Annotated in this window: 28 protein-coding genes and 1 other annotated feature; of the genes, 27 read left to right on the plus strand and 1 reads right to left on the minus strand. The window is 45.3% G+C overall.

The genetic code is table 11. The features are described 5' to 3' along the window. Window positions 1-5: 5 nt before the first annotated feature. From MHH63_RS03460 to MHH63_RS03480, 5 genes are all read left to right on the plus strand, one after another. Complete coding sequence (locus MHH63_RS03460; RefSeq protein WP_341171207.1) at window positions 6-1,382, plus strand: bifunctional folylpolyglutamate synthase/dihydrofolate synthase; 1,377 nt, start codon at window positions 6-8, stop codon at window positions 1,380-1,382. A gap of 6 nt (window positions 1,383-1,388) precedes the next feature. Next, complete coding sequence (gene murC / locus MHH63_RS03465) at window positions 1,389-2,765, plus strand: UDP-N-acetylmuramate--L-alanine ligase (protein WP_036685137.1); 1,377 nt, start codon at window positions 1,389-1,391, stop codon at window positions 2,763-2,765. 209 nt (window positions 2,766-2,974) lie between these two features. Then, window positions 2,975-4,141 (plus strand): GGDEF domain-containing protein, encoded by a 1,167-nt coding sequence (locus tag MHH63_RS03470; protein ID WP_076129397.1) that lies wholly within the window; start codon window positions 2,975-2,977, stop codon window positions 4,139-4,141. Between the two features lie 33 nt (window positions 4,142-4,174). Continuing rightward, window positions 4,175-5,332, plus strand: a complete 1,158-nt coding sequence (locus tag MHH63_RS03475; protein ID WP_248549649.1) for a GGDEF domain-containing protein — start codon at window positions 4,175-4,177, stop codon at window positions 5,330-5,332. 337 nt (window positions 5,333-5,669) lie between these two features. Next, on the plus strand, window positions 5,670-6,857 hold the full coding sequence (locus MHH63_RS03480; RefSeq protein WP_340392681.1) for a glycosyltransferase: 1,188 nt from the start codon (window positions 5,670-5,672) through the stop codon (window positions 6,855-6,857). Window positions 6,858-6,937: 80 nt separating this feature from the next. On the opposite strand, the gene MHH63_RS03485 is transcribed toward MHH63_RS03480, so the two are convergent. After that, a complete protein-coding gene (locus tag MHH63_RS03485; RefSeq protein WP_038573038.1) occupies window positions 6,938-7,924 on the minus strand; it encodes a diaminopimelate dehydrogenase in 987 nt (328 codons plus the stop codon). Window positions 7,925-8,155: 231 nt separating this feature from the next. On the opposite strand from MHH63_RS03485, the gene MHH63_RS03490 reads away from it, so the two are divergent. The 22 genes from MHH63_RS03490 to MHH63_RS03595 all read left to right on the plus strand — a co-directional run bounded on the left by MHH63_RS03490 (window position 8,156) and on the right by MHH63_RS03595 (window position 26,453). Then, the gene (locus MHH63_RS03490) at window positions 8,156-9,379 is read left to right on the plus strand and encodes an SPOR domain-containing protein (protein WP_341171208.1); all 1,224 of its coding nucleotides are present in this window, start codon (window positions 8,156-8,158) and stop codon (window positions 9,377-9,379) included. A 199-nt stretch (window positions 9,380-9,578) separates the two neighbouring features. Beyond that, on the plus strand, window positions 9,579-9,824 hold the full coding sequence (locus MHH63_RS03495; RefSeq protein WP_036685144.1) for a DUF4321 domain-containing protein: 246 nt from the start codon (window positions 9,579-9,581) through the stop codon (window positions 9,822-9,824). Window positions 9,825-9,858: 34 nt separating this feature from the next. After that, on the plus strand, window positions 9,859-10,455 hold the full coding sequence (locus tag MHH63_RS03500; RefSeq protein ID WP_076186081.1) for a Maf family protein: 597 nt from the start codon (window positions 9,859-9,861) through the stop codon (window positions 10,453-10,455). Between the two features lie 25 nt (window positions 10,456-10,480). Beyond that, window positions 10,481-11,170, plus strand: coding sequence for a RadC family protein (radC, locus tag MHH63_RS03505; RefSeq protein WP_036685147.1), 690 nt, complete (start codon window positions 10,481-10,483; stop codon window positions 11,168-11,170). Window positions 11,171-11,208: 38 nt separating this feature from the next. Then, window positions 11,209-12,243 carry a rod shape-determining protein gene (locus tag MHH63_RS03510; RefSeq protein WP_036685150.1) on the plus strand — a complete coding sequence of 345 codons (1,035 nt, stop codon included), beginning with the start codon at window positions 11,209-11,211 and terminating at the stop codon, window positions 12,241-12,243. A gap of 62 nt (window positions 12,244-12,305) precedes the next feature. Beyond that, window positions 12,306-13,184: a rod shape-determining protein MreC gene (gene mreC, locus MHH63_RS03515; protein WP_076129391.1), complete on the plus strand. Its 879-nt coding sequence runs from the start codon at window positions 12,306-12,308 to the stop codon at window positions 13,182-13,184. Continuing rightward, window positions 13,184-13,714, plus strand: coding sequence for a rod shape-determining protein MreD (mreD, locus tag MHH63_RS03520; RefSeq protein ID WP_081386380.1), 531 nt, complete (start codon window positions 13,184-13,186; stop codon window positions 13,712-13,714). The genes mreC and mreD overlap by 1 nt, the downstream gene beginning before the upstream one ends. Before the next feature lie 79 nt (window positions 13,715-13,793). Further along, window positions 13,794-14,453 (plus strand): septum site-determining protein MinC, encoded by a 660-nt coding sequence (gene minC / locus MHH63_RS03525; RefSeq protein WP_036685154.1) that lies wholly within the window; start codon window positions 13,794-13,796, stop codon window positions 14,451-14,453. Between the two features lie 5 nt (window positions 14,454-14,458). Next, on the plus strand, window positions 14,459-15,253 hold the full coding sequence (gene minD / locus MHH63_RS03530; protein WP_036685156.1) for a septum site-determining protein MinD: 795 nt from the start codon (window positions 14,459-14,461) through the stop codon (window positions 15,251-15,253). Window positions 15,254-15,454: 201 nt separating this feature from the next. Further along, window positions 15,455-16,351, plus strand: a complete 897-nt coding sequence (locus tag MHH63_RS03535; protein ID WP_341171209.1) for a M23 family metallopeptidase — start codon at window positions 15,455-15,457, stop codon at window positions 16,349-16,351. Beyond that, window positions 16,344-17,186, plus strand: coding sequence for a M50 family metallopeptidase (locus MHH63_RS03540; protein WP_036685160.1), 843 nt, complete (start codon window positions 16,344-16,346; stop codon window positions 17,184-17,186). The genes MHH63_RS03535 and MHH63_RS03540 overlap by 8 nt, the downstream gene beginning before the upstream one ends. Window positions 17,187-17,240: 54 nt before the next feature. After that, window positions 17,241-18,482, plus strand: coding sequence for an Rne/Rng family ribonuclease (locus MHH63_RS03545; RefSeq protein ID WP_076129388.1), 1,242 nt, complete (start codon window positions 17,241-17,243; stop codon window positions 18,480-18,482). Further along, entirely contained in the window at window positions 18,463-18,630 is a 168-nt protein-coding gene (locus tag MHH63_RS03550) for a hypothetical protein (protein ID WP_155288184.1), read from the plus strand. The genes MHH63_RS03545 and MHH63_RS03550 overlap by 20 nt, the downstream gene beginning before the upstream one ends. Further along, window positions 18,545-18,631, plus strand: a sequence feature (ribosomal protein L21 leader region). It overlaps the preceding gene by 86 nt. Window positions 18,632-18,645: 14 nt before the next feature. Next, the gene (gene rplU / locus MHH63_RS03555; RefSeq protein ID WP_036685166.1) at window positions 18,646-18,957 is read left to right on the plus strand and encodes a 50S ribosomal protein L21; all 312 of its coding nucleotides are present in this window, start codon (window positions 18,646-18,648) and stop codon (window positions 18,955-18,957) included. Between the two features lie 12 nt (window positions 18,958-18,969). Continuing rightward, on the plus strand, window positions 18,970-19,305 hold the full coding sequence (locus tag MHH63_RS03560; protein WP_036685168.1) for a ribosomal-processing cysteine protease Prp: 336 nt from the start codon (window positions 18,970-18,972) through the stop codon (window positions 19,303-19,305). A 17-nt stretch (window positions 19,306-19,322) separates the two neighbouring features. Next, window positions 19,323-19,634 (plus strand): 50S ribosomal protein L27, encoded by a 312-nt coding sequence (gene rpmA, locus MHH63_RS03565; RefSeq protein WP_036685171.1) that lies wholly within the window; start codon window positions 19,323-19,325, stop codon window positions 19,632-19,634. Between the two features lie 243 nt (window positions 19,635-19,877). Further along, window positions 19,878-20,618: a Spo0B domain-containing protein gene (locus tag MHH63_RS03570; protein ID WP_076105522.1), complete on the plus strand. Its 741-nt coding sequence runs from the start codon at window positions 19,878-19,880 to the stop codon at window positions 20,616-20,618. A gap of 15 nt (window positions 20,619-20,633) precedes the next feature. Beyond that, window positions 20,634-21,944: a GTPase ObgE gene (gene obgE, locus MHH63_RS03575; protein WP_036685174.1), complete on the plus strand. Its 1,311-nt coding sequence runs from the start codon at window positions 20,634-20,636 to the stop codon at window positions 21,942-21,944. A 210-nt stretch (window positions 21,945-22,154) separates the two neighbouring features. Next, a complete protein-coding gene (locus tag MHH63_RS03580) occupies window positions 22,155-23,477 on the plus strand; it encodes an SPFH domain-containing protein (protein WP_341171210.1) in 1,323 nt (440 codons plus the stop codon). 10 nt (window positions 23,478-23,487) lie between these two features. Further along, a complete protein-coding gene (locus MHH63_RS03585; protein ID WP_076129386.1) occupies window positions 23,488-24,234 on the plus strand; it encodes a hypothetical protein in 747 nt (248 codons plus the stop codon). A 14-nt stretch (window positions 24,235-24,248) separates the two neighbouring features. Beyond that, a complete protein-coding gene (locus MHH63_RS03590; protein ID WP_076280020.1) occupies window positions 24,249-25,025 on the plus strand; it encodes a hypothetical protein in 777 nt (258 codons plus the stop codon). 66 nt (window positions 25,026-25,091) lie between these two features. Next, entirely contained in the window at window positions 25,092-26,453 is a 1,362-nt protein-coding gene (locus tag MHH63_RS03595) for a hypothetical protein (RefSeq protein ID WP_341171211.1), read from the plus strand. The last annotated feature ends 22 nt before the right edge of the window (window positions 26,454-26,475 follow it).

Below are 26,475 nucleotides of genomic sequence, written 5' to 3' on the forward strand. Positions count from 1 at the left end.
GAGACATGGATGACCTAAATCGGGGCGGGAGCACCGCCCCTCTTGCGACATATACCGAAGCGGTTAACTGGATCAAGGGCCTGATTCCTTTTGGAATCCGGCCAGGTTTAGACAGAATTGAGATGTTGATGGACAAGCTGGGAAACCCGCACCGTCGGCTGAAATTTATTCATGTGGCGGGTACCAACGGCAAAGGCTCCACCTGTGCTTTTTTGACAAGCGCACTGTTGCAAAGCGGCTATTCCGTCGGCACCTTCACGTCTCCGTATATTACGAAGTTCACGAACAGGTTCCAATATAATAATACGGACATTCCTGAAGAAACTCTTCTTGAGCTAGTGAATACCCTTCGTCCTTTGGTAGATGAGATTGCAGAAACGGAATTTGGCTCACCAACGATGTTTGAGGTAACTACAGCTGTGGCCATTCTATTTTTTGCGGGTGTTTCTTGTCCGGATGTTGTCGTATGGGAGACTGGGCTTGGGGGAAGGCTGGATGTAACGAACATCGTTACTCCGATCGTGTCGGTGATTACAAATGTCGGCCATGACCATATGGATATTCTGGGAGATACGCTTGAGAAGGTTGCAATGGAGAAAGCCGGGATTATCAAACCCGGTGTACCTGTTGTTAGCTGCGTAAATCAACCGGAAGTCGTGGCTGTACTCAAGGAGAAAGCGGAGGCTTGCCGCTCTACTCTTTATCTTGCCGGAGAAGATTTTAGCTATGAAGCTACTGGAATCCATGGGGATGTGCAGACCTTTAACTTTAAGGGTCCCTTCCGTTCGCTTGAACTTGGGATTGTGATGAAAGGCGAACACCAGATTAGCAATGCGGCGGGAGCTATGATGGTTCTTGAAGTTTTGCGCCAGTATATGGCGTTCATGCTAGAGGATGAAGATGTTCTGGAAGGATTGCGTCATGCATTTTGGGCTGGAAGGCTGGAAGAGGTAAGTAAATCTCCGAGGATCGTACTGGATGGAGCACATAATCCGGAAGGCGCGGAGAGCCTTGCCAAAAGCCTGCCACAGCTCTATAAATACGGTAAATTAAATTTACTTATGGGAATGATGGCAAATAAGCATCATGAATCCTACTTTAAGCATATACTGCCTATAGTGGATACGCTCATCCTGACCGAACCGGATTTCCAGAACAAAATGGACGCGGAGCATCTGCAGGTTATCGCAGAAAGTCTGCGGGATAAATATGCCAAGGAAAACTTGGTAATCATAGTAGAACATAATTGGGGAAAAGCGCTGCAACAACTGAAGTCGATTACAGCGGAGGATGACCTTGCCGTCGTATCTGGTACGCTGTATTTGATTTCTGACGTGCGCGGTACACTTTTGCAGCAACCCGATACTGAAAAAGGCTGGTGACGACTGTTGGATACTACTGAACGTGTGCATTTTATAGGGATCGGCGGCTACGGTATGAGCGCGATTGCCCGAGTAATGCTAGAAATGGGATATACGGTTACGGGCTCCGATGTGGCTGCCCAAGAATTGACGGATAAATTGATTGCTAAAGGTGCCAAGATTTATATTGGGCATACAGCAGAACAAGTAAAAGGTGCGGATCTCGTCGTGTACTCTACGGCTTTGTCCAGCGATAATGTGGAATGGGTGGAAGCAGAGCGTCTTAAGATTCCAATTCTGCACCGCTCACAAATGTTAGCCCGTTTATTGAACGAACGTAAAGGGGTAGCCGTTGCCGGAGCGCATGGTAAAACAACTACATCCTCTATGATCGCACTTGTAATGGAAGAGTGTGAAGTTGATCCTACGTATATTATCGGCGGAGAGATTATGAACGTCGGTACGAATGCAAAGGCAGGACAAGGCGATTATGTAGTGGCGGAAGCGGATGAGAGTGATGGCTCTTTCTTGCACTATCACCCTTGGCTTGGAATTGTCACGAATGTGGAAGCAGATCACTTGGAGAATTACGGCGGAGATTTTAACCGTCTCAAGGCTGCTTATGTACAGTTTATGAACCAGACCCGTGAAGACGGCACTGCGATTGTGTGTGCAGATGACGAGAATGTGATTTCTTTATTGCCTGAAGTGTCAGGTAAGGTGATTACTTACGGCATCAAGTCGAAGACAGCAGATTATATTGCCACAGACATCGTTCTTGGCGACCGTCAAGTTTCGTATACGATGAACCATAATGGCGTAGTATTGGGACAAATTGAACTGTCCGTGCCAGGTCAGTACAATCTGTATAACTCAATGGCTGCGGTTATCGCTTGTCTGAAATCAGGAATCTCTTTTGAAAAAATCGCTGAAGCGATCGTGAAATTCCATGGTGCGAAGCGCCGTTTTCAAGTGCTCGGAGAAGTCGATGACATTCTGGTCATCGATGATTATGCGCATCACCCAACTGAAATTCAGGCGACAATCAGTGCTGCTAAGGCAACGGGGAAACGGATTATTGCCGTATTCCAGCCTCAGCGGTATACACGTACGTTCTTCCTGCTAGATGCCTTCAGCCGCGCCTTTAGCGAAGCAGATGAGGTGATCATCACCGACATCTACTCTCCGGCAGGTGAGAAGCAGATTGAGGGGGTTACATCTGCGAAGCTGGTTGAGCTTATTGTGCAGAACAGTAACGCTGGTGCAAGACATCTGCCAACCAAAGAAGATGTGCTTGCTGATCTGAAACCTCGTATTGCCCCAGGTGACCTAGTGATTACGATGGGCGCAGGCGATATCTGGAAGGTTGGATACGCATTGGCGGACGGCTTGAAGAAGCGTTAATACAAACACAGGCCTACACGAGAATATTCATATTCTCTTGACCATAGCACTTCCCCCCGAGCTCCGTGCAGGGGGAAGTGCTTTTTTGTATACTTAAGCGGTGTATGTACATTCTAAAAAATGAAATAAATAGGGTATTTGCTGAACCAGCCATTGAGTGCTATAGTGCTGTCAGTAGAGGATCAATTTTTCCGTGTAGGTGGTGACTCATGGACTCCCAGCTTGATATCAAAACGTTAGTGTATTTATTTATTTTTGGAAATCTATTTATATTGCTGCTGATAACCAATTACCGGAGGAGCGCTCCTAAAGACAGGGCATCCACCTTATTCATACGCTCAAAGGCGGTGCAGCTGCTCTTCTGGTGTTCATTATTATTATGGGGTCATATCCCCCGCGCTTTATCCATTCCACTTAGCAACGCTTTGATTCTTTTAGGCTGCTGTCTGGAGATTATTGCTTTATTGCTGATGATGGGAATCCTTGGTCAGCGGATAAAGTTGTATTACATAACGCTTTCCATACTTAGTTCGATTACTTTTAGTATTGTTGCGATCTTCTTTCATCATTCCAGCTGGCGCATAGCCTGTACCTCATTATGGTCGATACTGTTTATTGTCTATCCAGCTTACCACCTCACGGTGAACCCCAAAGGCACCCCTCTTCAGAAGATACTCGGAATATTGTTTTACGCTTTTGCAGGGATTATGCTGCTCCGCGCGATTGTTGCATTGATCTGGGAGCCAGAGATGAACGTGTTCACAACTAATCTTTCGCAGTATTTATATTACCTGGGGATGTATTTATTGTTGATTGTGGGAGCCGCAGGCTTTATTCTACTTTCTAACGAGCATTCCTTTGTAAAACTGAAACGAATCGCTAGCTACGATGATCTGACTGGAATCCTTAACCGTGGAGCATTTCTTGAGGAAGCTGAGGTACGGCTTGAGAAGGCAGTTGCTGAGCAAGAGTACTTTTCGTTTATGCTGCTAGATTTGGATCATTTCAAAGAAATCAATGATACATACGGCCATGATACCGGCGATGTTGTTCTGGAAGAATTCGCATTGACGATTAAGGACAACCTCGAAAACAGCGATTTATTTGGCAGGCTGGGCGGCGAGGAATTTGCAGTTATCCTTTGCGGGCTGGATGAAGCTAGCTGTGACCGGAAAGCTGAAGTGTTACGAAAGGCAGTAATGAAGACGCCTACACAAAAACTTTTACAAGGCTATACAGTTAGTATAGGTGTAATTACAATCATACCGGATCAGGAGATTTGGATAAATAAGCTGTACAAGCTGAGCGATAAAGCGTTATACCAAGCCAAACAAGAAGGAAGAAACCGAGTGGTCAGATACAATTATATTTATTGAGCTTAGAGAATACAGGGGGTGAAATTCACTAACATGCATCTGGATCTCAAAACACTGCTGGTCTGCCTCTTTATGTGGCAATCCTTTACGGTATTGCTTATTGTCGTCTATCGTTTGCGTTACGCGCAGGAACGGACTTCTACCTTGTTTGTCACGGCAAAATATTTGCAGCTGGCAGCTTTAATTCTCCTTTTGCTGAATGATTTCACAGACTCACGACTTCCCATTCCAATCAGTATGCTGCTTGCTTTAGCTGGAGGTACGCTGGAAAGCTTAGCGCTTCTGATGCTTCTCAGAGTTTTTGGGAGTAGGATTGAACGATATTATACGATCCTGTTCGGAGTATCCATTGTCATCGTAGTGCTACTGCATATAATTATGCCAGATGAGCGGTTGGTTATGGCTGCAACTTGTCTATTTGGGATTATGATCATAGCTTTGCCAGCTTATATATTAGCTGTGAAGATTAGAGAAACCTCTCTCCAGCGAACCATAGGATTGTTGTACTTTGTTGTAATTTTAGCGCTGGTTAGCAAGGGACTTGAACCGTTTTATTCGATGTTAGGATGGAATGCACAGACCTCTCACTGGCTGCAGATATTTTTTTATCTGGGGGTTTATTTGCTTATGTTCTTAGGAACTGCAGGCATCATGCTGCTTTATAGGGAGGATTCCTTTACAGAATTGGAACGGGTGGCCACTTATGATGTGTTGACAGGTATTTTGAATCGCAGATCCTTTGTACAGCGCGCCCGGCCTTTAATAGCTGCCTCAGCAATGAAGAAGCTGCCGTATTCTTTTTTACTGCTGGATGTGGATCACTTTAAACGCATAAACGATACCTACGGCCACAATACCGGCGACCATGTTCTGAAGGATCTGGCTCATAAAATAAAACAGCAGCTTGGCAATGGTGACCTGTTCGGAAGATTCGGTGGTGAGGAGTTCACTGTGCTGCTGCATAGAGCCGATGAACAAAACAGTGATATGATTGCAGAGCGGATGCGCACAGCCGTTACAGGGGCGGTCATTCATGGTGTGCCCTTGCATTACACGATAAGTGTTGGCATCATCACGGTGGATTCAGGTGAACGATACGCATTGAACACTCTTTACAAACTTAGTGACACTGCATTGTATCAGGCTAAGAAAAAGGGCCGGAACTGTGTAGTTAGAAGCTATGACAACTAAAGTGTCTTCCTTTCGACATTAAGCGAGGGAGATGCTTTTTTTGTATGCAAAGAGGCGTAGTACATATTACCTAAAGATTACGATTTCTATCCATAGAGCAATTCATGATTATGTATGGCGTAAAAAAAGGGGTTTTAGTCTATATTTTAGAAAATGTGGCGTTTTATAAGGGGAAATCGTGATAGAATTTTGGAAACTCAGAAAAAAACTTAAAAAATTTTAGACTTCTCCTATAAATCGACAAAACTTTTAATTGAAATGAGTTACTATTGAACTGCATCTAAAGTTTCAGTTAGTAGATGGGGGTTTTTATTACAAAATACAAGGAGCCAGAGTCATGCGAGAAAGAATGCTGTTCCTATCAGCCCAGAATCAAAGCGCAGAGGATCTAGAAGGAGAAATGAGAACAGGGAGTATTCTCGAGATTTTGCTTGGGAAATTTGATATAGATTTGCTGACGTACGGCAGTGCCAACCAAACCGTGTCTATAAATGAGCGGACGGCACTTACGGTTCATAACATTAATGAAGATTATACGACCTGGAGGCCAATGCTGCGCCCCTTACATAAACTGCGGAATTTCTCAAATTTAAGTCATATAGATAAAGATATGAAGAACACTATTTTGGAGCTTTGCCGTTCGAATAATTACAAGCATGTATTTATATCGCATGTCCTATTGGGTAAATGCATTGATATGGTGCGGAACTTGCTTCCAGAAGCCAGTGTGATCACAGATACCTATAGTTTTGCAAACGGAAGCGGAGGATCTGCCGGAGAGGCAGGAAAGTTAAGCAGGAAGAATCCATATAATAAACTCAATGCTGCATGGGATCGTAGGAATAAACGGCGATTAATGAATAAGACGGGACTACTTTTAGCAACCTCGGAATGGGATGCACTAGCGTTCAAATCTCTATCATTTGCCGATGCCCGTAAGGTTCATGTTGTCCCCCATTTCATCAAGATGAATGAGTATGAGACTTTTGCAGAGCCTGTGATTAAAGAAAATTCAATTGTGCTGCACTGGAATATGAATATGAGACTGGGAATAGATGCAGCCCGAGTATTCTTTAAAAAAACCTATCCCATGATTAAGGAACAAGTGCCTGATATCAAAAGTTACATTATCAGCTCAGAGGTTCACCCGGAGGTCATGACTTTGATTAAGGAAGATGAATCGGTCATAGTCACTGGACCGGTAAATTCCTCTACTGAATACATACGACGGTCTAAAGCTGTTCTGGTGCCTATCCTTGAAGGCTGCGAAGTTTCTAGAAATATACTGGAATCCTGGGCGCTTAAAACCCCGGTGGTTACCAGCTCTATCATGTGTGAGAAGCTGAATTGTGAGCATAACCGGAATATTTTGCTGGCTAATACCTCGGTTGAGGTGGTTGGAAGTGTACTGAATTTACTGAAAAATCCTGAGCTTGGCGCCATTATTGCGGATCGTGCGCATGAGACTTTGTTGAAGAATTACGAAATGAATCATGTTAAGAGTAAGATTCTTAGTCTTGTATAGAGGGTTGTCAGACGCTCTGGACAACAAATAACCCGCGAGGACCCTTAAAAGTCCTACGCGGGTTATTTGTCGACAGGATTTTAGAGTAAGTTGCGGCGCAGTTCTTCTGGTGATTTCGGAGACAACATCCCAAGTGGAATATCGAATACAGTACGCGCTCCGCTTTGACCTTCTTGACTCATACGCTGAGCAGCTCTGGCATAAGCCACAAGCACACTAGCTGTAAATTCAGGATTGCTCTCCAGCTTCAGGCCAAATTCAACAATTTGTTTCGTGCCTTCTCCTGTTACCCCACTGCGAATAACAAACCCGCCGTGCGGAATACCGCTATGCTGAGCTGCCAGTTCTTCTTCAGTGATGAAAGTAACTGTAGTATCATAATCTGCAAAATAGTTCGGCATATTCACAATTTCTTCGCGAATGCGCTCTTGATCTGCACCAGCCTCAGCTACTACAAAACACTCTCTAAGATGTTTTTCACGAGTAGTAAGTTCTGGTGTTTCACCCGCACGGATGGCCTCGATAACCTCTTGTACTGGAACAGTATATTGTACGCCACCTTTAACGCCTTCTACTCTGCGAATGGCATCGGAGTGACCTTGGCTGACGCCTTTACCCCAGAAAGTATATTCTTTACCTTGTGGCAGAATAGCTTCAGCTAGCAGACGGTTCATGGAGAACAGGCCTGGATCCCAGCCCGTAGAAATTACGCTGAGTGTTCCGCCTTGTTTAGCTGCGGCATCAACGGTCGCAAAGAACTCAGGGATTTTGGCATGAGTGTCAAAGCTGTCCACGGTATTAAACATCCGGGCAATAGCTGGTGTCTGTTCTGGCAGATCGGTAGCCGATCCTCCGCACAGAATCATAACATCTACTTTTCCCTTATATTGTTCGACGGCAGAGATATGCTCGAATTTCACACCGGTTTCACCGGCTTCCAGTTGTCCAGGCTCTCTGCGCGTAAAGATCGCAACCAGCTCGATATCTTCACTTTGGTTAATAGCCTTACGTACACCTTTTCCTAAATTACCGTAGCCCACAATTGCTGCTTGAATTTTTTGTTTCAGAAAAAGCCCTCCTAAACTGTAATGAACTAAAATCCTATTTCTAGCTTAACTAGTATAGTGCACACTTTTAGCTCTTTTTATATAGTATATAAAAGTTACATGTAATGTAAACTGAATCCGTATAACTTTCATTATTCATTTGGCTATAAAAATAGCATATCTCTCTATTGTCTATCATATATTTCCATATAGATTAGATGAGGTGAGGTGTTACTGTTGAATAACGGAAGAATGACATTCCGATTTGACGTGAATAAGGACGAGCCTAAGCCAAAACCGCAGGTAGTGGAGCGCTGGTCCAGTGGCGGACTGGGTACAGCTGAAGAATATGCAGAGGAGTTGCGCAAGGAGGTCGGTCCAGCACAGCAGCATACTTGGGTGCAAGAACCTGATCTACGCTCTACGCGTGAGGCACCGCCGGAGGATGCTTACGACTATTACTCAGGAACTGTAGATCCACGCCAGCAAGAATGGGACGAACAGGATAGAGATTTCAGAAATACGCAGCAATCGTATCTGCTCTCAGATTTGGTACTAGATGACAGAGATAAATCAGCAGAGGTTTACACGGGAGGTTATGGGGGCTCATATCATACTCGTCGCCCATCGTATTGGTGGAAATTATCCCTGTCTGTGGTGGGGGCCATCGGCACAGGTCTACTGCTTGGGTATGCGGCGCTTTCCTTTTTTTATGGAGGAAACATGGATAGTAGTTCAGGAACCGGGATAACAGATACATTGGCTACTTCAGGGCAGACTTCCGGAGCTAATGATCCAGCAGGTGTAGGAACCTCGGGATTGCCGGTTACGGGCACAGATGATGCTGGCAAAAACAGTATTCCTGTTCAAGTGGCTGCGCAAAGCTACTACCTGCTGCAGTATGGCGTATTCAGTACGCCGGCAGGCGCGGAACAAGCTAGACAAGAGCTGTTGGACGCTGGCTTGGCTGCGGGCTTGGACCCTGCTGACGGAAATCGTGTATATGCCGGAATGTCCTCTGACCGTGAACAAGCTAAGCTGCTCAGCAGTGGACTGAAGAATCAAGGGATTGAGCTTTATGTAAGAGAGGTGGATCTTCCCGGAGTGGAACGATTAGGATTTGCCGGAAATGCGGAGGCTGTGAATAGTTATTTTGCGGTGAGTGGACAGTTGCTCAGTGAACTAAGCAGTCAATCCGCTTCTTTACTCAGTGGCGGACAAACGGATGCGGCAGCTAATACCTCAGCTGTGAGTGATCTTCATCTCCAATGGAGTGAAGCTGTTAAAGCTCTGGAGCAAGGCATAACGCCTGAAGCCAAAAGCATTTGCGCAGTGCTAGAGAAATCTATGAGCCAAGGAATTTCAGCACTGAGTGAATATAACAAGAACAAGGCGCAAGCCCTGCTTTGGGAAGTGCAGGAATCCATGCTGAGCTTCTTGACCAGCCAAAAACAGCTGCTGTCTGCTATGAATTGAATGCTTGGATTGCGGATTCAAAATAACAACAAGTCTCCGGGGAATTGGGGGCTTGTTGTTTTTTTCGGAGAGGGGTATCGTTCCGCAACTTTTAGGGCAAAAGGTGGTAAACATTACCGTAGGGGATTTTACGTTTGTATTGATCACCGTTTCACCGTATAATAATTAGGGTGTCAAAAAATGGCGAGGGAAGACTGAGATGAAGAAGAAAAATGTAGGAACACTGCTGTTATTTCTAATTCTAGGCTGGCTGGCTGGAGCCTGGATCGCCAAGCTGCTGCAGCCCGTAAAGGCTCTGTCTTTTCTAACAACATCGACTGTGCTCAAATGGTCTCCGCGAGCCGATTTAGACATCATAACCTATGACATCACTATTCATTTGAAATTGTGCATGCTTAGTCTCGCCGGTATTATTACAGCTGTATGGCTGTACCGCAGACTGTAACTCTCGTTACTGAGCAAGAAGGGACGTTTACAACGTGGACAACTCACCACTCATTATTCTAGCCTCAGGTTCACCGCGTCGACGTGAGCTGTTATCCTTACTGGGTTTACCCTTTGAGGTCATTACCAGCGAAGCTGATGAGAGCACACCGCCGGATTGGACGCCGGAGAGAATCGTGCGCAGTCTAGCTTTGCGAAAAGCAGAAGCCGTAGTAGCTACAGCCGGAGAGCGTAACGCAGTCATTATAGGAAGCGACACAATTGTTGTACTAGATAATACTGTGCTAGGCAAACCGGTGGACAAGCTGGACAGCAAAGCGATGCTTACCAGACTTCAGGGCCGAACTCATAAGGTATACACGGGTGTAGCCTGCCTCGGACTCCCGAATGGGAAGACTATAGTGGAGCACCGTGTTACTTCCGTAACGATGAGGGCAATGACTGAAGAGGAAATTGCTGCTTATATAGCTACGGGAGAGCCCGCTGATAAGGCTGGCTCTTATGCGATACAAGGGCTTGGGTCCATTTTGGTGGAACGAATTGAAGGCTGTTATTTCAATGTAGTCGGATTGCCTTTGTCGCTTCTTGGCGAAATGCTATCCGAGTTCGGTATAACTGTATTGAGCCGGTAGGAAGCCTGGGGAAAGAGGGATAGGGATGGAGTCGCAACCAATTATGCTGCGGGACCTCCCCCATGAAGAACGACCTAGAGAGCGCATGATGCATTATGGGGCGGAATCATTAAGTCAAGCGGAGTTGTTAGCCATTCTGCTGCGTACGGGAACACGCCGCGAGTCGGCTATTCATATTGCACAGCAGATGCTGGGGAAGATCGGTGGCCTGCGTGGGCTAGTTGACCTTAGCATCGAAGAACTGACCAAAATCAACGGTATCGGTCCTGCCAAGGCCGTACAACTAAAAGCAGGCATCGAACTGGGAAGGCGCCTTGCGAATTCCAGGTTCAATATGCCGGTCATTATCCGCTGTCCTGGGGACGCTGCTGAGATTCTGACTGAGCAATTGCGTTATTTGCAAAAGGAGCATTTTGTCTGTCTGTTTCTGAACACGAAGAATCATGTGATTGGACAAGAAACATTGTCCATGGGCAGCCTGAATGCTTCGATCGTTCATCCTCGTGAGGTATTCAGAGCAGCTATAAAATGCAGTAGCGCCTCTATTATATGCGCGCATAATCATCCTAGTGGTGATCCAACACCTAGTCCAGAAGATATTTCCCTAACTGCTAGATTGCTTCAGGCAGGTGAGATTATCGGAATAGATGTGCTGGACCATCTAATTATCGGAGATAGCAGTTTCGTAAGCTTGAAAGAAAAAGGACATATGTAATATAAATGTAGATTTACTTAGGAAAAGGAGAAATTAGCATGTTGGGTGGTTTCACAAAAGATTTAGGAATTGACTTGGGGACAGCGAATACGCTTGTCTACGTACGCGGTAAGGGTGTTGTTGTAAGAGAGCCTTCCGTTGTAGCCATTAACACTGATACTAAGACGATTGAAGCTGTGGGTGAATCCGCCAAAAAAATGATCGGTCGTACACCTGGAAACATCCGTGCGATCCGTCCGATGAAAGATGGCGTTATCGCTGATTTTGATACAACGGCTACGATGATTAAATATTTTATTCGTCAAGCACAGAAACAGCGTTCTATGTTCCAGCGTCATCCTAATGTAATGGTCTGCGTGCCATCTGGCATTACTGCTGTAGAGCAACGTGCGGTAGAAGATGCTACCAAACAAGCTGGAGCTCGCGAAGCTTACATTATCGAAGAGCCTTTTGCTGCTGCTATCGGCGCGGATCTGCCAGTATGGGAGCCTACAGGTAGTATGGTTGTAGATATCGGTGGAGGTACAACTGAAGTTGCTGTAATTTCGCTCGGCGGTATTGTTACTAGCCGTTCAGTGCGTGTTGCAGGTGATGAGGCGGATGAGTCCATCATTCAATACATCAAACGTCAATACAATCTGATGATCGGTGAACGTACTTCGGAGCAGCTCAAAATGGATGTTGGCTCTGCCCTTCCTCTTGAAAAGGCTGAAACCATGGAAATTCGCGGCCGTGATCTCGTAACAGGTCTGCCAAAAACACTTACAATTACTTCTGATGAAATCTGTGAAGCTTTGTCTGACACAGTGAATGCTATTATTGAAGCTGTTAAAGTAACGTTGGAAAAATGTCCGCCAGAGCTTGCAGCAGATATTATGGATCGTGGAATTGTTTTGACAGGTGGGGGAGCTTTGCTTCGCAACTTGGATAAGCTGCTTGCACGTGAGACGGGAATGCCGGTTATTGTTGCTGAGAATCCACTGGACTGTGTAGCTATTGGAACCGGTAAGGCACTTGAGAACATTCATTTGTTCAAGAGCCGCAGCGGATCCAGTCTTCGTTCGAAGAGATAAGATGATGTTCTACCACTTGTGTAAGTCAACCCCTGTTATGGGAGAAATACTGTTGTTAGAGGGTGTTGAAACTGTTTAAACTCTTAAGCAATAAACGTCTGTTTATTCTGTTGATTACACTGGTGCTGTTCATTGTGGTAATGGGCTTCAGCTTGGCAACAAGGAAAGGCTTGTCCTGGCCGGAGAACTTTCTCAGAGATTCGACTGGTTTCGTGCAAAAAATGTTCTACAAGCCCGCTGGATATGTAGCGGGCTTGTTTGAAGATATTGGAAATCTGAGTGATCTTGCTAAAGAAAATGAACAGCTTAAAATTATGGCTGCCCAGTATGCACGTGATAAAGCCCAGTATAATTTTATTAAAGCACAGAATGAAGACTTGGAAAAAAAATGGCAATTTACTAAAGAACAGAAGAATTTGTATAAGTATGAATATCGTATTGCGCAAGTAATTAGCCAGACTACAGAACCAAGCAACAGCACCATTGTAATTGATTTAGGCTCCAAAGATGGTGTCAGACCTAATATGTCTGTTATTTCAACCGATGGTCTGGTAGGTGTTATCAGTCAAGTTAGCAATTTCACTTCTACTGTGAAACTGATGACCATGATGGACACTAATGATCCTAATTCCCAGCCGCCTATTGCGGCAACTGCCTTTAATAAAGAGGGTAAGTCCTTTGGGATGATTGAGAGTTATAATCCAGAGACGAACAGACTGCTGATGACCAAGATTCCACCGGGTGATCCTATTGCAGCGGAGGATACTATTCTGTCTTCCGGTATTGGAGGCTTGTATCCAAGGGGGTTGACAATAGGCACAGTTGAAAGCGTCGATGTTGGTGAATTTGGATTAACCTCCACAGCAGTGATAAAGCCTTCAGCAGAATTTCAGGACTGGAAGCATTTGATTGTTGTGTTTACGGAGGAGCGTGCTGAATAGTGAATATGCGCAGATCAGTTCTTATTCTGATACTGTTCCTCTTATTTATTGTGGAGGGAACCATCTTACCTTGGCTGATTCCAGATGTGTGGCAGATGCGAATCATTCCGAATTTGGTTTTTGTAGTGTTATTGTTCGTGACTATATATCATCATCGGCATACAGCACTTATATTGGGATTATGTTTTGGAATGCTGCATGATGTCGTTTTTTACGGCAGAATTCTTGGAGCACACTCTTTTGCGATGGGATTGTCGGCTTATTTAATCGGCCTTTTATTTCAGATTCCACGTGCTCCGCTGCCCCTTATGATGACTGTGGTTCTGCTTGGAAGTCTACTTGGGGATAGTATACTATTTGGTATCTATAGTGTATTTAATCTTAATCAAGAACCTTATAGCTGGGCGATTTTGAATCACATGCTGCCGACGATGCTTTTTCATTTTGCCATCGGGCTACTCTTCTACATACCGGTTCGGCGCCAGCTTGAGCTAATCAAGAAAGAAACGAATAAGGAAGAAGCGGCTTAAAGAGCTTCTATTTTCTTTCTATACAAAGCAGGAATTTAAGGGGCCCGGCACGAATGAATGAGGATAGGGGGCCAGGCATATGACAGTAAAATCCAAGCATGTAAGGATTAAGGGCATCAAGGATGGCCTGATATTCCTGCTAGACGACAAATGTCCCTTTGAAGATCTTCTGAGCGAGCTTCGCTATAAGCTGGAGCACAGCCATCAAAATATTTTAACTGGACCGATTGTACATGTGGACATAAAGCTGGGCAATCGTACCGTAACTGAGGAAGACAAGGAAGCTGTGCTGGAGATTCTTAAGGGACAGGGAAATCTGTTGATTCGATCTATAGAGGCGCTTCCAGCGCCCGGCAGTGAGGATAATGACGCATTGTTTCTGATGAGCGGAATTCTACGTTCCGGTCAGGTGCTGCACCATAACGGAAATCTTCTATATCTGGGGGATGTGAACCCTGGGGGGACCATAACCTGTTCAGGCGATATTTATATACTAGGTTCGCTAAGAGGGATGGCGCATGCTGGAGTAGACGGGAATGAGGAAGCAATTATTGCTGCTTCTTTAATGTCTCCAACGCAGCTGCGAATTGCCGATATTATTAGTCGTCCGCCCGATGAATGGGAAACCCGAGAAAGCAGTATGGAATTTGCATATTTAACAAACGGAGCTATGCAGATCGATAAGATTCATAATTTGGTCAAATTACGTCAGGATTTAAATGTGTTTAAAGGGGTGTAGCCTCCATGGGAGAAGCGATAGTCGTAACCTCGGGCAAAGGCGGAGTTGGCAAAACAACCACAACAGCCAACATTGGAACCGCACTTGCACTGCAGGGCAAAAAAGTATGTCTCGTCGATACCGACATTGGACTGCGTAATCTGGATGTAGTTATGGGGCTTGAGAATCGTATTATTTATGATCTTGTGGATGTAGCGGAAGGACGTTGCCGCCTTAATCAAGCGCTCGTTAAAGACAAGCGCTTTGATGAATTGTATATGCTGCCTGCAGCTCAAACAAAGGATAAAACGGCTGTCTCTCCTGAACAAGTAAGAGATATCATTCTTGAACTAAAAAAGGAATATGAGTATGTTCTGATCGATTGTCCGGCAGGAATCGAGCACGGCTTCCGCAATGCGATTGCCGGTGCGGATAAAGCGATTGTGGTTACCACACCAGAGCATGCCGCTGTACGGGATGCCGATCGTATAATCGGACTATTAGAACAGTCGAGTGTGGAATCGCCGAAATTGGTGGTAAACCGTATTCGCCCAGGTCTTGTGAAGTCTGGGGATATGCTTGATATTGAGGATATATTACAGGTGCTGAACATTGATCTTATCGGAATTGTTCCGGATGATGAATTAGTCATTAAAGCCGCAAATAACGGAGAACCTACAGTTATGAATCCCGATTCGTCAGCAGCTATTGCCTATCGCAATATTGCACGCCGAATTTTAGGTGATGCTGTACCCCTGATGCAGCTTGACCGCAAACCGGGAGCATTTAAGAAACTTAAGAAATTTTTCGGCATGGCTTAATTTTTACTAAGCAATCCTATGATAAGAAGCATACACGGGTCCCACCAGTAGAGAAATCTATGGTGGGGCTTATTTTTTTGAATAAATATGAATGTATGGCATTTCCGGGATTTAAATGGTCTGTCTTGGAGGGGCTTGTTCTAAAGAGACTTCCGTGCTTCATAAAATGGAAGTAAAACAAGCCCGTCCGGAGGGATAAATATGGATCAGAAATCAGATATCAAGAATCGCCGCAAGGAGCGTATTCGTAGTTTATTGGAGGAACTCCCGGAAGTCTCAGCAGTCTCAGGAGTTTCGGAAGTCCCGGAACTAGAAATAGCGGAGGCTCCCCCTTTATTTATTATGCCGGATAAGAGTACGAGCTTTAAGGAATGGGGAACAGGATTTAAAAATGCGGATCAATCCTCTGTAGAGCCCGATCCAGAGGTGATGTGGAAAAAGAGTCGTGGAGGCTGGGAGGATAACGACGGTGGAGGCTCAAATTTTACTGCCGGTTTTATTCGGCGCTTTGTTGCTAGTGTTCTTGTGTTTGGAGCAGTGTGGGGGATTTTTGCGGTACATCAGCCATGGTCCTATAAGATGCAAGCTTTTATTAGTGATGCGTTAAGCAATGACATGGATTTCACGGCTGTGAGAGTCTGGTATGAGGAGAACTTTAACGGAGCTCCAGCGTTCATTCCGATATTTGGGGATAAAGATGAGCCTGCTCAAAAAGTGGCCGCTCATCATCAACTTACTGCCCCGATAGCTGGGAGCATTGTCCAGCCTTTTGCATCTACGCTAAAAGGGGTGGAAATTATGCCTCAAATCGATTCAACCTTTAATGTGACGGTGAAAAGTATAGACATGGGACGTATTCTCTCCATCTCTAAGGAGCTGGAAGGGGGCATTCGAATTGCTGTTCAGCATTCAGGCGGTGTCACTGCAGAATACGGACATTTGAGCGGCACCAAGCTGGAGGTTGATGACTGGGTGCAGAGTGGGGATTCACTCGGTTGGATGATGGAGAAGGACGTATCCTCAGCTTCAACACTATTTTTCGCAGTGATGAAAGACAAGACTTATATTGATCCTACAGAAGTGGTATCGTTTGATTAGGATCTTTGGTATCGAACTGTCACTACATCCACTGTTCGTGATCATTATGTTATTCTCCGTGGTCACGGGACAATTTCTAGAGCTGCTCACCTTATTTACGATTGTCTTCATTCATGAAATGGGACATGTCGTTGCGGCTCTTTTGGCTGGTGTTACAGTTAAGTCGGTTCAGCTTCTACCGTTTGGCGGAGTGGCTGTTATTGAAGATCATGGGCGGCTTACAGCCAGTCGTGAGATCGGAATAGCCCTTGCCGGTCCACTGCAAAATGGAATTATGATCGTTATTGCTTTTGGACTTCAACAAGCCGGTTATGGCAATCAGGAATTTCTGACCTATTTTATTCATGCCAATGCCATTATTGGGCTTTTTAATCTAGTGCCAGTGCTGCCGCTTGACGGAGGTAAAGTGCTTCAGGCCACTATTAGTTTAGTACTTCCTTATTACTACACTTTGTTATGGACTGGACGGGTGAGTGTAGCCGCAAGTGTCCTTGTGATTATATATGCGCTGCTGCCTCTTGGAGCGGGTGGAGGCCTTAGGCTTAATATGGTCATGATCGGAGCTTTTCTGCTGTATTCGAATTTCACCGACCATCGTAATTTACCGTACCGGTTTGTTGCTTTTTTGATGAATCGGGAGGCTGTTTATGAGTATCATTTGCGAACAGGAAGCGTAGCTCGTCCAATAGTTGCATTATCTGCGAAACCTTTAGATGATATATTGCGTCTATTTAAACGTAATCAATATCATTTTATCTATGTGTTAAACGGTAAAGGAAATGTTGTTGCTGTTGTGCCGGAACAGCGCTTAATATCAACCTACTTCGGAATATAGTGTATTTATGCAGAGAATGTGAAGGAATGAACGAACGAAACCAGAGGTGAAGCCATGAAACAGATGATCGTTCACTGCACGCAGCACATTACCCGAATGGCTCTTCTGGAAAACGGAAGGCTGGTGGAGTACGCGGCTGAACGCGATCAGCAGCAAGGGTTGGTCGGCAGTTATTACAAGGGCCGTGTGATTAACGTACTTCCAGGTATGCAGGCTGCTTTTGTTGATATCGGACAGAAGAAGAATGCTTTTTTATATGTTGATGATGTATTGCATCCTAATTTGGATAAACAGCCTGATGTGAAGCCCTCTATCGAGACGCTTTTGCAGCCGGGACAGGATATTGTTGTTCAAGTGCGGAAAGAGCCGAGCGGCGGAAAAGGCGCGCGTGTAACGACTCATTATACGTTGCCCGGGCGCTGGATGGTGTACATGCCCTTTGCAGAATACGTCGGTGTCTCCAAAAAAATAAGCCGGGATGCAGAGCGCAGTCGTCTCAAAGGAATCGGAGAACGTCTGCGAATGAAAGAAGAAGGGCTTATTATGCGGACGGTTTCTCAGGACGAGCCACATGAAGCTGTGGAGGGTGATCTTTCTTTTTTGCGTGCCCAATGGGAGAATATTACACGTAAGGCACAAACGGTAGAGGCTCCCGCTTTACTACATCGTGATCTTAGTATTGTCCAACGCTTTATAAGAGATGCCTTTAATCCGCAACGGGATCAGTTGATTATTGATTCATCTGCCGCAGCTAGAGAAGCAACAGCCTTTCTGGACGACATGGCTCCTGAAGGGTACAAGCCAGTCTGTCTTTATAATGGAGCGGAGTCTATTTTCGCTGCTTATGGTATTCAGGATCAATTGCTCAAGAGCTTCAGCCGCAAAATCACGCTGGAGGGCGGAGCAACAATGATCTGGGATGAGACAGAGGCGTTAACCGTAATTGATGTCAACACCGCTCAATACATTGGCGGAGCATCGCTTGAAGAAACGGTTACTAATACGAATTTGCTCGCAGCTGAGGAGATCGGTCGTTTGATCCGGTTACGCGATACTGGTGGAATCATTATTGTCGATTTTATTGATATGGAACAAGAGCTTCACCGCAAGATGGTCACAGAGCGATTAGAGAAAGTGATCTGCAAGGATCGCACCAAAACACATATTTTGGGGTGGACAAGACTCGGGCTGCTCGAGATGACCAGAAAGAAGGCAAGGCATGATTCAGCCAGCTTTGCGCCTGTGATTTGCCAGTGCTGCGGGGGAACCGGAAAAGTTGGAGAATGGCTGGAATGAGTTGACGATAAGTCATAAGTATGATACTATCTTCAAGTATGTGTTTGATGCAGTTGATCCTGCACATGCTGTAACCGCTCCGATCGGGTACATAAGCGCAGTTCCTACGGGAATTCTGCCACCTAGACTAGGCGAGTCTGAGACATGAGGAGGTGCAAGTAAAATGTATGCAATTATCGAAACTGGTGGTAAACAATACAAAGTCCAAGAGGGCGACGTTTTGTTCATTGAAAAGTTGGAAGCTGAAGACGGCGCAAGTGTAACTTTTGACCGTGTATTGGCTGTTTCTAATGATGGTGGTCTGACTGCAGGAACTCCGCTAGTAAGCGGCGCGTCTGTAACAGCTAAAGTCGAGAAACATGGTAAAGGCGCTAAGGTTGTAGTTTACAAATACAAACCTAAGAAGAACTACCACAAGAAACAAGGTCATCGTCAACCGTACACGAAAGTAACTATCGAGAAGATTCAAGCGTAAGAAGGTGCGTTAATGATTAGCGTGCGGATTACACGATTATCGGATCTAGGAACTATCGTTGGCTTTGAGGTTAAGGGGCATGCGGGTTATGCGAAGCGTGGCGAAGATATCGTATGTGCCGGGGTATCCGCTGTAACAGTTGGAACCGTCAATTCGATTGAGACCTTGACCGGAATCTCCATGGATACATCCATGAAGAACGGATTCTTAAGTGGAACATTAAGTTCTGTTGAAGATTTCGATACTTCCGCGAAGGTACAATTGCTGCTTGAATCCATGGTCGTGATGCTGAATGATATCGCAGAATCATACGGGAAGTATATTCAAATACAGCAAGTAAATATTTAAAGAAGGAGGTTGACAACATGTTGAAATTGAATCTTCAATTGTTCGCATCGAAAAAAGGTGTAGGTTCCACAAAAAACGGACGGGATTCCCATTCCAAACGTCTTGGCGTGAAACGTGCTGACGGTCAAGCAGTAACCGGCGGTAACATCTTGGTTCGTCAACGCGGAACAAAAATTCACCCAGGAACTAACGTAGGCATCGGTAAAGATGATACTTTGTTCGCAATGGTGGATGGCGTAGTGAAGTTCGAACGTTGGGGCCGCGATCGCAAAAAAGTGAGCGTGTACCCAGTTGATGTCGCTCCGGTAGCAGCGGCACTGGAAGCGTAAGCTTACGGACCATATGAGCAAGTAGAAGCCTCCGGCATGAGTGCCGGAGGCTTTTTTGTAGAATATTCATAATTATTTGTGTTGCAAAGTTGGAATGGTTAGATAGATGTGAAATTCTCGTTATTATCTCTGGTGAACTACAGTGAACGCGTGTGTTATACTAGGAAATGGTAAATGATACTAACAAAACAAATTATCTAAACGAAGTCATGAATTTTGCGAACTGAGGGACGGGGAGAAAGAATGAAATCCTGGAAAAGTGCAATCTGGGCAGTCATGTTATCCGTAATGCTTCCTTTAGGTCTTTTGTATTGGCATACTTCTCTTCTGACGTGTCTATTACTCGGAGTCTGGGTAGTGGCAATCGTTGCTTTCAGTTTTATCTGGAGCCAGCGTCATTATGAACGGGAGCTGCGTATACAAGAGAACACTCTGCAACAGGCGGCGATTCGGACACTGAATCATCATCGACATGATTGGATGAACGATTTGCAGATTCTATACGGATATATTCAGCTTGGAAAGCCTAATAAATCCGTGGAGTGTGTGGAAAGAATAAAGGAACGCATAGCACTTGATAGTCGTATCGCTAAGTTGGGCATTCCTTCATTGGTTTTCTATATCCAATCCTTCCGAACTAACAGGTCTAGTCTGGAATTGGAAGTTCAGGTGGAGGAAGGGTTGCAGCTAGAGGACAAGCTAAATCCAGAAGCAGGAGATGAGCTGACTTCAGTGATTATGCAGACCATACGGGCTTATCAGTACAACGGGCTGGCTCCTCAGGGGGAGACGCGCAAGCTGCGCCTTGGCTTTTTTCAGGATGGAGGAGACATTCTTATCTCCTTCGAAGGCGAGGGGGAGCATGGCAATCCCGAGCTGCTCAAAGGGCAAATTTATAATATAGTACAAGGAAAAATCATGAAAGCAGAGCAGTTTAAGCCTAGCAGGGCTTATGTCGAGCTGCGATTACCGCTTGAAATGTGAGGAAGGTGAACATTTATGTTCGTAGATAAAGCTAAGATTTATGTTAAAGGCGGTGACGGCGGGGATGGTCTCGTTGCGTTTCGCCGGGAGAAATATGTACCGGAGGGTGGTCCTGCCGGTGGTGACGGAGGCCGTGGAGGCGACGTTATTTTCCGTGTAGATGAGGGACTGCGCACGTTGATGGATTTCCGTTATCAGCGCCACTTCAAAGCTGACAAAGGGATTAAAGGACGGAACAAAAGCCAACATGGAGCGAATGCGGATCATATGATCGTTCGTATTCCGCCAGGAACCATTCTGATTGACGATGATACGCAAGAGATCATTGCCGATATGACGCGTCATGGACAACAGGTTGTAGTTGCACGTGGAGGCCGTGGAGGCCGGGGTAACACCCGTTTTGCCACAGCTAATAATACTGCACCAGAGCTTGCGGAGAACGGTGAAGAAGGCCAAGAGCGTTATGTTGTTATGGAACTTAAGGTAATGGCTGATGTAGGGCTTGTAGGCTTCCCGAGTGTGGGTAAATCTACGTTGCTGTCGGTTGTGTCCGCAGCCCAGCCCAAAATCGGAGCTTACCATTTCACAACAATTACACCGAATTTAGGGGTAGTGGATGTTGGGGATGGCCGAAGCTTTGTGATGGCGGATCTGCCTGGATTAATCGAGGGAGCTAGTGAAGGCATAGGTCTGGGTCACGAATTCCTGCGTCACGTTGAACGCACGCGTATCATCATTCATGTAGTTGATATGTCTGGCTCTGAGGGCCGTGATCCCTTCGAGGATTGGGTTCTAATTAATGATGAGCTGAAGCAGTACAATGCTAGTCTAATCGATCGTCCGCAGATTGTGGCGGCGAATAAGATGGATATGCCTGAATCAGAAGAGAATCTTATTTCTTTCCGCGAACGCGTAGCTGAGGTGCGGCCGGATTTAGAAATCATGCCAATTTCATCCCTTACCCGTCAGGGTGTTCAGGAGCTCCTATATCGTGCAACGGATATTCTCGACAGCATTCCGGTTGCGCCGGTGGTTGAGGAAGTTGCTGAAACTACTGAACGTAAGGTGTATAAGCTGGAAGCAGAAGAGGATAATTCCTTTACTATTACACGGGATAACGAGGCGTTTGTGGTCACAAGCCCACGTATCGAACGTATGCTGAAGCGCATGCAGCTTAGCACACATGATGCGATTCTCAAGCTGGCACGGACTTTGCGTCATATGGGTGTAGATGCAGAGCTTCGTAAACGCGGTGCTGTAGAAGGAACGATTGTCCGTATCGCTGATTTCGAATTCGAATTCGTTGAGAACAGCAGCTACTATTAATATTTAGCTGACTATGAAGCGCCAACTATGGTTTTCCTGTAAAGGGATAGCATAGTTGGCGCTTTTTTTGTGAGGAGATCAGTAATTTTTTTCAATAAAAGAACCCAAAACACGATATATATCGTATACAATAAATATCGAAATACACTAATTCCCATTTGGGAGCGTACACGTTATTTATATATAAGATAATGAAAGAAGGAATAGCAGATGGCAATTATAGAAGTGGTGAAGTATGACGGTCCTCCAGGTATATTTGCATGGAAATATCCTAACCAGGAGCTGGGGACATGGACACAACTAATCGTTAATGAATCCCAGGAAGCGATTCTATTCAAGGGCGGACAAGCGCTTGATTCTTTTACAGCTGGGCGGCACACGCTAAGCACCGCTAATATACCTATTTTATCCAATGTCGTTAATCTTCCTTTTGGTGGAAAATCACCATTTACGGCTGAAGTATGGTATGTGAATAAGACGAATTCGATGAATGTCAAATGGGGAACAAGCTCACCTTTACAGCTTCAGGATCCCAAATACAAAATTATGATTTCTGTTCGTTCTTTTGGGCAGTTTGGTGTAAAAATCGATGATCCGCGAAAATTCTTGCTGAAGCTCGTAGGGACACTCCCGCAGTTTGATCATGAAACGCTTATCAGTTATTTCCGCGGACTGCTGATGTCGAATATAAATGAACTTATTTCTTCTTACCTTGTGCACAAGCAAATCAGCATACTGGAGATTAATGCTTATGTTGCAGAGATCTCCAAACATATTCAGGGCCGACTAGCCTCGGCTTTCTTGGATAATGGCATTGAGCTGAATAATTTTTATATTGATTCGATCAATATTCCAGAGGATGATCCGGCAACGATTCGTTTGAAGGAAGCTTTGGCTAAAAAAGCGGAAATGGATATCATGGGCTTCACCTATCAGCAGGAGCGTGGTTTTGACACGATGGAAGAAGCGGCAGGTAATCCCGGCAATCTTGGAGTGGGCATGATGAACACCGGGATGGGGCTTGGACTTGGAATGGGATTTGCTGGACCCGCTATGGATATGGTGAACCGTATGACTAGAGGGATGAACTTGGATTCAGGGACTACAGTTATACGTCAAGAGCAGCGTTCCTGCTCTAAGTGTGGAGTTATGAATCCAGTAGAGGGACGGTTCTGCAGCGGTTGTGGGCAGGCGCTTGGAGGCAACCCGCAAGGTTCTCCCTCTGCGAACAAGATCAAATGTTTTGAATGCGGGCATGAACTAAATGCAGGAGCTAAGTTCTGTCCAGGTTGCGGGAATCCTTATCGTCCTTGCCCATCCTGTAAAGCAGATAATCCTGAGGGAGCGGCTTCTTGTGTCTCCTGTGGAAAAGAAATGCCTAAAGCTTGCGGTAAATGTGGGACTATGGTAGCGCCAGGGGTGAAATTCTGTCCTCATTGTGGAGACAGCATGGTGATTAAATGCAGCGGCTGTGGACATGAGCTGAAAGCTGGACAAAAATTCTGTGCAGAGTGCGGAACAAAAGCAGGCTAAGGAGGACCTAATGAACAAAAGCAGGAGATATATATACATTATTACCATCATTTATGCGGTAGCTATAGTACTGACAGTGTTCTCGTTTATTGGATTAGGTTTCTCCGACTCACTGTTTCGGTTCATAATTTCTTTATCCGCGGTTCTGTTAGCAGAAAGTGTAATCTATGGCTATTGTATTTTTTGGCTCCGAACGGCAAGTAGCATTCAGCAGACTCCGCCTGTTCTTATCAGCGGCGCAATCATTACGGGAATCTATGCAGCCATCGTATTTGTATCGGCCTTACTCTTCGATTGGCTGCTGGAGTTACCCGCCTTGTGGTACGCAGCCGAACAATTGCTGATTCTTGTGTTAGGAGCGATCACTTTGGCCGCGATAGGGCTTTACGGGTGGAATGCTGGGGCAGGGGAACAGCAAGCCAAAAGGTCTTTACAAAAGTTTCGGCGGTATCAGAACGAATTAACTGAAATGAGTGAGCTGGCTAGTAGCTGGAAGAATTCCGAATCCGAGCAGCTAGTGAACGTGTTAGATATGTTGGAGGAAAAATTTAAGTACAGTGATCCGATATCAGAACCGTCTTTATATGCTACAGAGGATATTCTGCAGCAGCAGATTTCTCTGTTACATGATCACGTGAAGCTACTGCTGGCGACCCAAGAGCCACATGAGGGCTGGCAGGTAGAAGTAAATGAGATGTCAGAGAGTATAAAGTCTACACTTCAGCGGCGTAACCGTGAATTAGCGGCACTTAAATAGGAGGAGTTTACTACATGAACAGTTTGAACCTACAAGAGCCGTCACCGCTCCCGGGAGGAAATGCAGTCGTTCCCCGGCTTAAATACGAACGTACCGGGTTTGATTATGTTATTCTCGCGGCTGCTTATCTGCTGATGCCAGTTGGACTTGTGCTTGCCTTGTTACGTTTGATGACAACGCATTACAAAAATTACCGCAGACCGACTAACCTCAATCTGCTGATGCATGTATTTATTGGTGGGTTTGTTGAACTTTCTATTGCCATGTTTTCTAGTGCGCTCAATGGGGAATTTGGAACTTCTGAATTAGTATCAACGCTTATTTTAATTGCAATCATGTTTTTGACTCCAGCTTTTATACTGGCCAGTGTGACAGCGAAAGCTAAATATACCCTTTCTAAGCTTAACACTTCTTATATAGAGCTGATTCAAAATAAGAATATCCGGCATATTGGCAGTATATCTGAACGAATAGGCCAAAGTGAAAGTGATGTACGGAGAGATGTCCAGTATCTGAAGGATAAAGGACTGCTTGATATTGATGTCGCATTATCCGAAGGGCGCCAGACGCCAGAACCATCAGCAGCTAATCAAGGTTACCCTGAAAGTACTTCGGGCTTTGGAGGAACGGGGAGAACCCAAGCATCGGGGCAGCAAATACCTGCGCAGCCTCAGTCTCCGCCGCAACTGCCTAAGTCTATCCGTTGTCCGGGGTGCGGAGCCCAGAATACTGTGCTCCCAAGCCAATCTAAAAGCTGTGATTACTGTGGAACGAAGATCCCGTACAATTAATGCCGTCAACCAACAGATTAGCTGCATCGCATATAGGATTACATAAATAAGGGGATTAAAGACAAAATGAGTGGATTGGATATACGCAGACAGCCGCCGACATCGGGAAAACCTGTGTACAAGCATGAATATGAGCGGACGGCGTTTGATTATACGACTATTGTGTTTGCGTATGTATTTGCTCCGGTTGGCTTTATATTGGCTGCCATTCGGTTATTATCTACACATTCCAAGAGACAGCGCAAAGCAAGCAATATTAACCTGTTTTATCATGCGTGTATGGGTGCCTTTGTAGAATTGGCGATCTATTTCATTATTAGCAAGCTACTCGGTCAAATCGATTATGTCGCACTCTTGATCAGGCTGGTGATTATCTACGCATTGTTTAGGATTCCCGCCATCAAATTATCCGTTAGGGCCGTAGGATGGAGAGAGGGATTCACCTATCTTTGCAATGACTATATCGCATTGGTTCTTGTGGACGGCATAAGGCATATCGGCAGCCTATCCGATATCCGCGGATTCAGTGAAGAGAATGTCCGCGAGGTTTTGGAATATTTAAAAGATCAGGGAGTGCTTTCTCCAGATATTGTTTATTATGAAGGACGTGTAGACAATTCATTTGTGAAATTGCCGCCGAAGCTTATTTATTCCAAACGGGCACAAGCACTGGTGCGTGCGCCTGAGAATAACCTTCGCTACCGTAACAAACGAGACCAGACAGTGTTTGATCGAATCATCATGGCGATTGCCTATTTGTTTGCTCCGCTTGGGTTTGTACTTGCGATGCTTCGTTTTGTAAGCACTCATTATAAGAATGAGCGGAAATCATTTAACTACAAATTGCTCTATCATGTATGTATGGGAGCTTTTATGGAACTTGCTGTCCTCTTCGCCGTGGGGACCTACAAAGGGGATTTTAAGTGGTACACTTTATTGATCATTCTGGTGGTCCTCTACGTGATCTTTATAATTCCGGCAGACAGCTTTGCAGGGAGGGCTACCTTCGCAACAGAAAACTTTGATTTTCTGTGCAAGAAGTATCTCATGCTGATCGTAGTGGATGATGTTAGGCATATTGGTAATTTAGCTGATATCACGAAACAAAGTGAAGATGATGTACGTAGAGACCTACGGTATTTGGTGAGATGGGGGTTACTTGCTTCTGATCTTGTCTATTATGAAGGACGTGTTAAGCTCTTAGATAAACAACCGCCCAATCTTGTACATCCTGACCGGGCACAGCCCTCCGCGGCAACAGAGAACCAGCCATCATCTGGACGGCAGTCATTGCCGGAGAATAGGCCTAAGCCACCTGTCCAACTGCCGAAATCCATCGTTTGTCCGAGTTGCGGTGCTAAGAGTAGAGTACTTCCAGGGCAGGATAAAATCTGTGACTATTGCGGGACGACGATTCCATACAGCTAGTGTACATACGATTGCCTTCTGC

It is taken from the genome of Paenibacillus sp. FSL H3-0310 (assembly GCF_038002785.1).
Taxonomy (GTDB): Bacteria; Bacillota; Bacilli; order Paenibacillales; family Paenibacillaceae; genus Paenibacillus_AQ; species Paenibacillus_AQ odorifer.

Bases quoted from the DNA above. Each gene is read 5' to 3' on its own strand.
- MHH63_RS03510 (WP_036685150.1), top strand. From the start codon at position 11,209: ATGTTGGGTGGTTTCACAAAAGATTTAGGAATTGACTTGGGGACAGCG.
- MHH63_RS03470 (WP_076129397.1), top strand. From the start codon at position 2,975: ATGGACTCCCAGCTTGATATCAAAACGTTAGTGTATTTATTTATTTTT.
- rplU (WP_036685166.1), top strand. From the start codon at position 18,646: ATGTATGCAATTATCGAAACTGGTGGTAAACAATACAAAGTCCAAGAG.
- MHH63_RS03545 (WP_076129388.1), top strand. From the start codon at position 17,241: ATGAAACAGATGATCGTTCACTGCACGCAGCACATTACCCGAATGGCT.
- MHH63_RS03495 (WP_036685144.1), top strand. From the start codon at position 9,579: ATGAAGAAGAAAAATGTAGGAACACTGCTGTTATTTCTAATTCTAGGC.
- obgE (WP_036685174.1), top strand. From the start codon at position 20,634: ATGTTCGTAGATAAAGCTAAGATTTATGTTAAAGGCGGTGACGGCGGG.
- MHH63_RS03595 (WP_341171211.1), top strand. From the start codon at position 25,092: ATGAGTGGATTGGATATACGCAGACAGCCGCCGACATCGGGAAAACCT.
- MHH63_RS03480 (WP_340392681.1), top strand. From the start codon at position 5,670: ATGCGAGAAAGAATGCTGTTCCTATCAGCCCAGAATCAAAGCGCAGAG.
- MHH63_RS03585 (WP_076129386.1), top strand. From the start codon at position 23,488: ATGAACAAAAGCAGGAGATATATATACATTATTACCATCATTTATGCG.
- MHH63_RS03490 (WP_341171208.1), top strand. From the start codon at position 8,156: ATGACATTCCGATTTGACGTGAATAAGGACGAGCCTAAGCCAAAACCG.
- MHH63_RS03590 (WP_076280020.1), top strand. From the start codon at position 24,249: ATGAACAGTTTGAACCTACAAGAGCCGTCACCGCTCCCGGGAGGAAAT.
- radC (WP_036685147.1), top strand. From the start codon at position 10,481: ATGGAGTCGCAACCAATTATGCTGCGGGACCTCCCCCATGAAGAACGA.
- rpmA (WP_036685171.1), top strand. From the start codon at position 19,323: ATGTTGAAATTGAATCTTCAATTGTTCGCATCGAAAAAAGGTGTAGGT.
- minD (WP_036685156.1), top strand. From the start codon at position 14,459: ATGGGAGAAGCGATAGTCGTAACCTCGGGCAAAGGCGGAGTTGGCAAA.
- MHH63_RS03560 (WP_036685168.1), top strand. From the start codon at position 18,970: ATGATTAGCGTGCGGATTACACGATTATCGGATCTAGGAACTATCGTT.
- minC (WP_036685154.1), top strand. From the start codon at position 13,794: ATGACAGTAAAATCCAAGCATGTAAGGATTAAGGGCATCAAGGATGGC.
- MHH63_RS03475 (WP_248549649.1), top strand. From the start codon at position 4,175: ATGCATCTGGATCTCAAAACACTGCTGGTCTGCCTCTTTATGTGGCAA.
- MHH63_RS03460 (WP_341171207.1), top strand. From the start codon at position 6: ATGGATGACCTAAATCGGGGCGGGAGCACCGCCCCTCTTGCGACATAT.
- MHH63_RS03570 (WP_076105522.1), top strand. From the start codon at position 19,878: ATGAAATCCTGGAAAAGTGCAATCTGGGCAGTCATGTTATCCGTAATG.
- MHH63_RS03535 (WP_341171209.1), top strand. From the start codon at position 15,455: ATGGATCAGAAATCAGATATCAAGAATCGCCGCAAGGAGCGTATTCGT.
- MHH63_RS03580 (WP_341171210.1), top strand. From the start codon at position 22,155: ATGGCAATTATAGAAGTGGTGAAGTATGACGGTCCTCCAGGTATATTT.